The organism is Acinetobacter sp. YH12102, from assembly GCF_013419125.1.
In the GTDB taxonomy this organism is placed as follows: domain Bacteria; phylum Pseudomonadota; class Gammaproteobacteria; order Pseudomonadales; family Moraxellaceae; genus Acinetobacter; species Acinetobacter pseudolwoffii.
In genome coordinates, this window is the sequence record NZ_VPAS01000038.1 from 1 (window position 1) to 5,970 (window position 5,970).

The window sequence follows — 5,970 nt, forward strand, 5'->3', positions numbered from 1 at the left end:
AAATTCTTGGGGAATATCACGCCATGTGGCGCCTGTACGCAGTTTCCATAAGATCGCTTCCATGATATTTCTACTATTCTTTGAACAGTAACAACCGTGTAATCGCATAGTATCTTGAATTTGCTGCCAGATATCATCGGTGAGAAGAGTACGTGCCATTGAAAAAATATAGAAATCAAAAGAGCTTAAAGGAGGATTTTAAGTATTTAAAACCAATTTTTCAAATGAGGACACGCCCTAAAAACTTTATTTGAATTGGCCGCAGCTTGAAGATGTTGCTGATATTTTGTGAAAGCTAGCTACCATACATTCAAAGCGAACCGAAGTTCGCTTTGAATGTATTTCACTTCTTAAAAGAACCCGGCTGGTTTGGTCGAATAGCTCACTAACAGATTTTTGGTTTGTTGATAATGATCCAGCATCATTCTGTGATTCTCACGACCAATGCCGGATTTTTTATAGCCACCGAAAGCCGCATGCGCAGGGTAGATGTGATAACAGTTGGTCCAGACCCGACCGGCCTGAATGGCACGGCCAGCACGGTAGGAAGTATGCGCTGAGCGTGACCAGACCCCGGCACCGAGTCCGTAAATCGTATCGTTGGCGATCTTGATCGCATCATCAAAGTCTTTAAAGGTGGTCACAGCCAATACAGGCCCGAAGATTTCATCCTGGAAGGTCTTCATGTCATTGGTGCCTTTAAAGATAGTCGGCTCAATATAGAAACCTTGACCCACTTCCTGACGTGCTTCACCACCAGTCAGGATCTGTGCGCCTTCTTCACGACCAGTGGCAATACAGCCCAGAATCTTGTCCTGCTGTTCCTGTGAGGCTTGCGCGCCAATCATGGTGTCAGTATCCAGCGGATGCCCGGTTTTAATCCGTTTCACCCGTTCAACGGCACGCGCCAGAAATTCGTCAGCAATACTTTCCTGGATCAGCGCACGCGATGGACAGGTGCAGATTTCACCCTGGTTCAGGGCAAACATGGCAAAACCTTCCAGCGCTTTGTCCAGATAATCGTCTTCCTGATCCATGATGTCGGCAAAGAACAGATTCGGTGATTTACCCCCCAGTTCCAGCGTCACCGGAATAATATTTTCGGTGGCATATTGCATGATCATCTGACCGACGGCGGTGGAACCGGTAAAGGCAATCTTGGCAATGCGTGGGTTGGTGGCTAGCGGGCGACCGACTTCAACCCCATAACCATTGACGATATTCAGGACACCCGGTGGCAAAATATCCTGAATCAGTTCAGCCAGCACCAGAATGCTGACCGGAGTCTGTTCTGCAGGTTTCAACACAATGCAGTTGCCCGCAGCCAGGGCAGGTGCCAGTTTCCAGACAGCCATCAGAATCGGAAAGTTCCACGGGATAATCTGACCCACGACGCCCAACGGCTCATGAAAATGATAAGCAATCGTATCTTCATCAATTTCGGAAATGCCGCCTTCCTGCGCACGAATACAGCCGGCAAAATAACGGAAATGGTCAATAGCCAGCGGAATATCGGCAGCCAGCGTTTCACGGATCGGTTTGCCATTGTCCCAGGTTTCTGCCACAGCCAGAAGTTCCAGATTTTGTTCCAGACGATCGGCAATTTTCAACAGAATATTGGAGCGGGTGGTCGGCGATGCTCTGTTCCATTGTTCTTTGGCTTTGTGCGCTGCATCCAGGGCCAATTCAATGTCTTCTACAGAAGAACGCGGAACCTTGGTAAAGACTTTGCCATCTACCGGAGAGATGTTGTCAAAGTATTCACCTTTGACCGGAGCGACCCATTCGCCGCCAATAAAATTCTCGTATTGTGCTTTAAAATGAACTTTTGAACCAGGTTGATTAGGATTGACGTAACGCATATGTATTTCCTTTGCTTATTTTCGTATGGCAAAACCGCTTCTACAGCTTTGGTATAAGGTACTTCTGCATCTTATTTGATTAATATAACTGGTATAAGGTTGGAAAAAGGTTGGAGCTAGCATGTTCACGATATTTTCATCCATTTTAAAAAAATAACGATTACAGCGGATGTAAATCATGAATTGTTGTGAGAATAAGGAATGATGACAAAACAAGATTTGATGGAAAAAAGGCACAATACTGATCAGCTTCGGCAAAACAGCAGTTTGTCTCCCTTACATGCAGAACAGCTGGGACAGAGTATTGCCAGCTCCTGGCAACGTTCATCCTCGGCTGAAATCCCGAAGAATCGTTTAGCAGCACCGCTGACGGATTTAAAAAAGACCACTTCTTCCTCAACTTTAGCCCAAGCCCTGCAACATTGTGCTCAGGATTTAAAACATATTGCCGAGCAATCTTCTATGGTGCTGGCGGTCGGAGATATCGGCAGTACCATCATTTGGGCAGCTTCTAGCCCACAAATGCAAAGTGCCGCAGAAAGTGTACATTTTATTGAAGGTGGGCAATGGCGCGAAGAGCTGGTCGGAACCAATGCACTGGCACTCTCCTTAAAAACGCAACAATCCACCTGTGTCTTTTCCAGTGAACATTACATGTCCTCCATTCATGACTGGGTTTGTTATGCTGCACCGATTATCGATCCCTATTCAAAACAGATCTTAGGTGTCATTGATCTATCTACCACTTGGCAGAAGCATAACAGTTTGGCCCTGTTGGCTGCTGAGCGTTGCGCCACAATCATTCAATCTGCTTTGTTAGAATGCCAGAAGCAACGCCTGTTCATTCGGGCTTTTTCAGTACCCCAAATACTGTTTAATGGCAAGATGCTGGTTCTGACCCCTCGCCAGATTGAAATTTTGACCATTTTGGCCTTATGCCCGCAAGGCTTGAGTCTGGATACCTTGCATCAGGCCTTATATGGTGAACGCAAAGTTAGTATGGGCACCTTAAAAGCAGAAATGTCGCAGTTGCGCGATGTACTGGGGGGCATGTTAGGTTCTAGGCCTTACCGATTATTGGTACATGTAGAGGCCGATTTTTTACTTACCGAACAGTCTCTGGATGCTGGATATATTAATTCTGCCCTAAAATTATGTACTGGCGTATTTCTGGCTAAAACGGAAAGTCCATTTTTATGTGCCTGGCGAGATTGTCTGGAATCACGTCTAAGTAATGCCATTTTTAAAGCCAATGAAACTGACGTCCTGCTGAAACATGTATCGCATTTCCCTGAAGCGATTGATGCGGTGGAACGCCTGATTGAACTAATGCCCAAAACCCATCCCGTCCATCAAACTCTTTTAAAATATAAAGACCTTTAAAACGAATCCCTTCAGCGGTAGAAGGCTATATAGGAAAATCCTGGAATATTCAGCATCATCCCTATTCACAATAGATTTACTTGTCGATTTCATCTGAATCAGATCCTAAAATTTTATTAATCTGATGATTTTTCAGTGGCTATGCCATTTACTTGGCCGCTTGAGGGGACTCACTTCATCAAAATCAGCTACGATCATCTTCATTTCATATGAAGGACGTACAGTTTATTCCTCAGAGATTAAATATGATATTAAGATCATACGATGGGAAATTTTTTCTGGCTGGAACGAAGTAGAAGAAATTAGGATATTTTTATGCTCTAGGATAAACATGGATATTTTTAGGCTAGGGGACTTATAAAATAATTCCCCTCTATTTTTTATCCTATTATGAAGGTAAAAGCGGTAGCCAAAAGCAATGAATTGCTATTGGCATACTTCTTCAGTAGGCGAAATAAGGCCTGTTAAAGTGTAAGTCAGATGATTGAAAATAAGACTTACAAGGAGGTATTACATTGCCGCTTTAAAAATATCCACGACTTGAGCATGACTGGCCTTACGTGGATTGGTTAACATGCAGGCATCTTTTTGCGCATTTTCTGCCATAGTGGCGAGGTCAGCTTCTTTTACATTCAATTCCGCTAAACCTGATGGAATGCCAATTGACGATGAAAGCTGCCGAATGGCGTTAATCGCTTCATAAGCTGCCTCAGTTACAGTTAAACCTTCTATATTCACCCCCATCAATTGGGCAATTTTGGCATAACGCTCCGGACAGGCAATCAGGTTAAACTCACAGACATGTGGGAGCAAAATCGCATTACAGACCCCGTGTGGCAAGTTATAGAAACCACCAAGCTGATGCGCCATCGCATGCACATAACCTAAAGAGGCATTATTAAAAGCCATGCCTGCAAGATACTGGGCATAGCTCATGGCATCCCGTGCTTCCAGATTATCCCCATTCGCCACTGCGGGACTGAGCCATTCACTGATCATGGTGATCGCCTTTTCTGCACAGGCATCAGTGATGGGATTGGCGGCCGTAGATACATAGGCCTCGACCGCATGTGTCAGAGCATCCATCCCTGTTGCCGCAGTCAGGCCTGCAGGTTTGGCTAACATCAGTTTAGGGTCATCAATCGCAATGAGTGGGGTACAACGCCAATCTACAATCGCCATTTTCACATGGGTATCGGTATTGGTAATGATACAGAAACGTGTCATCTCCGAAGCTGTCCCTGCCGTGGTATTGATTGCAATCAGTGGTGTCATCGGAACGGTACTTTTATCAATCCCTTCATAATCACGGATATGTCCGCCACCTGCAGTGACCAGACCGATGCCTTTGGCACAGTCATGTGATGAACCCCCACCTAACGATACAATAAAATCACAGGCGTTTTCATTATAAGCTGTAACTCCATGATGCACGTTAATATCAGTTGGATTAGGTTCCGCGCCTGGGAAAATATAACTGTCAACACCTGCCTCTTTCAAATAATTTGCAATATCATCTGCAACACCAAATTTAAACAGGCCAGCATCAGTTACAATCAGTGCTTTCTTGGCGCCTAAATTTTGTGCTTTGATCCCGATTTCTTTAGCACAGCCCGGACCAAAAAGTGAAACACAGGGAATATAAAAACCGTTAGTTTGATCTGAAATATTTTTAAAAGCCATGGTGTTATTCCTTCTACCATCCATTGATTATTTTATCGGTGACCCTCACCGTAATATGAGTATTGGATGAAGCTAAAAAGAATCCTACCTACCAAATACCTACCAATTTAAATTTTTGATTCTAGCCAAAATAATGCATTTGAGGTATTTAAAAGGGCACTGTTGCAAATAACCACGAATGGTAAGCTGAAGACTGTTTTAGCTAAAGGTGCAGTATATGAATCCTTTCCATGGTCGGCATTTTCAGGGCGAAATCATTCTTTGGGCTGTGCGCTGGTATTGTAAATATGGCATTAGCTATCGTGAACTGCAGGAAATGCTGGCCGAACGTGGTGTGAATGTTGATCACACGACGATTTATCGTTGGGTTCAACGTTATGCTCCTGAAATAGAAAAACGTTTACGCTGGTATTGGCGTAATCCTACAGATCTGAGCTCGTGGCATATTGATGAAACCTATGTAAAAGTGAATGGACGATGGTCTTATCTGTATCGTGCAGTCGATCAACGTGGCGATACCATTGATTTTTATCTTTCTTCTAGACGTAATACCAAATCAGCATATTGTTTTCTTGGAAAAATTTTAAATAATGTGAAGAAGTGGCAAATTCCACAAGTGATCAACACGGATAAAGCACCCACATATGGACGTGCTTTATCACGGTTAAAACGGGAAGGTAAATGTCCACCAGACCTTGAGCACAGGCAGATTAAGTATAAAAATAACGTGATTGAATGTGATCATGGCAAGCTAAAGCGGATCATCAGGGCCACGTTAGGATTCAAATCTATGAAGACGGCTTATGCCACAATTAAAGGTATTGAAGTCATGCGTGCACTACGTAAAGGCCAAGCTTCGTCATTTTATTATGGTCAGCCTCAGGGTGAAGTCTATCTGGTGAATAGAGTTTTCGGGGCACTGTTGCAAATAGGCTGACATGATAAGCTAAATATCTTATTTATTTCGAGATACAGCAGATGAATCCCTTCCACGGTCGGCACTTTCAAGGTGAAATCATTCTTTGGGCTGTTCGTTGGTATT

Annotated in this window: 5 protein-coding genes; 2 read left to right on the top strand and 3 right to left on the bottom strand. The window is 43.9% G+C overall.

The genetic code is table 11. The features are described 5' to 3' along the window. Window positions 1–159: transposase (locus tag FTU42_RS14520; protein ID WP_180083692.1), on the bottom strand; the 159-nt coding region annotated here is incomplete at its 3' end. Between the two features lie 191 nt (window positions 160–350). Further along, window positions 351–1,862: an aldehyde dehydrogenase family protein gene (locus tag FTU42_RS14525; RefSeq protein ID WP_159516849.1), complete on the bottom strand. Its 1,512-nt coding sequence runs from the start codon at window positions 1,860–1,862 to the stop codon at window positions 351–353. 201 nt (window positions 1,863–2,063) lie between these two features. Between FTU42_RS14525 and FTU42_RS14530 the strand changes: the two genes are divergently transcribed. Then, window positions 2,064–3,245, top strand: a complete 1,182-nt coding sequence (locus FTU42_RS14530) for a transcriptional regulator (protein WP_159516848.1) — start codon at window positions 2,064–2,066, stop codon at window positions 3,243–3,245. Window positions 3,246–3,755: 510 nt separating this feature from the next. On the opposite strand, the gene FTU42_RS14535 is transcribed toward FTU42_RS14530, so the two are convergent. Next, window positions 3,756–4,928, bottom strand: a complete 1,173-nt coding sequence (locus FTU42_RS14535) for an iron-containing alcohol dehydrogenase (protein ID WP_159516847.1) — start codon at window positions 4,926–4,928, stop codon at window positions 3,756–3,758. A gap of 217 nt (window positions 4,929–5,145) precedes the next feature. On the opposite strand from FTU42_RS14535, the gene FTU42_RS14540 reads away from it, so the two are divergent. Further along, complete coding sequence (locus FTU42_RS14540) at window positions 5,146–5,865, top strand: IS6-like element IS1006 family transposase (RefSeq protein ID WP_180083695.1); 720 nt, start codon at window positions 5,146–5,148, stop codon at window positions 5,863–5,865. Window positions 5,866–5,970 lie beyond the last annotated feature (105 nt).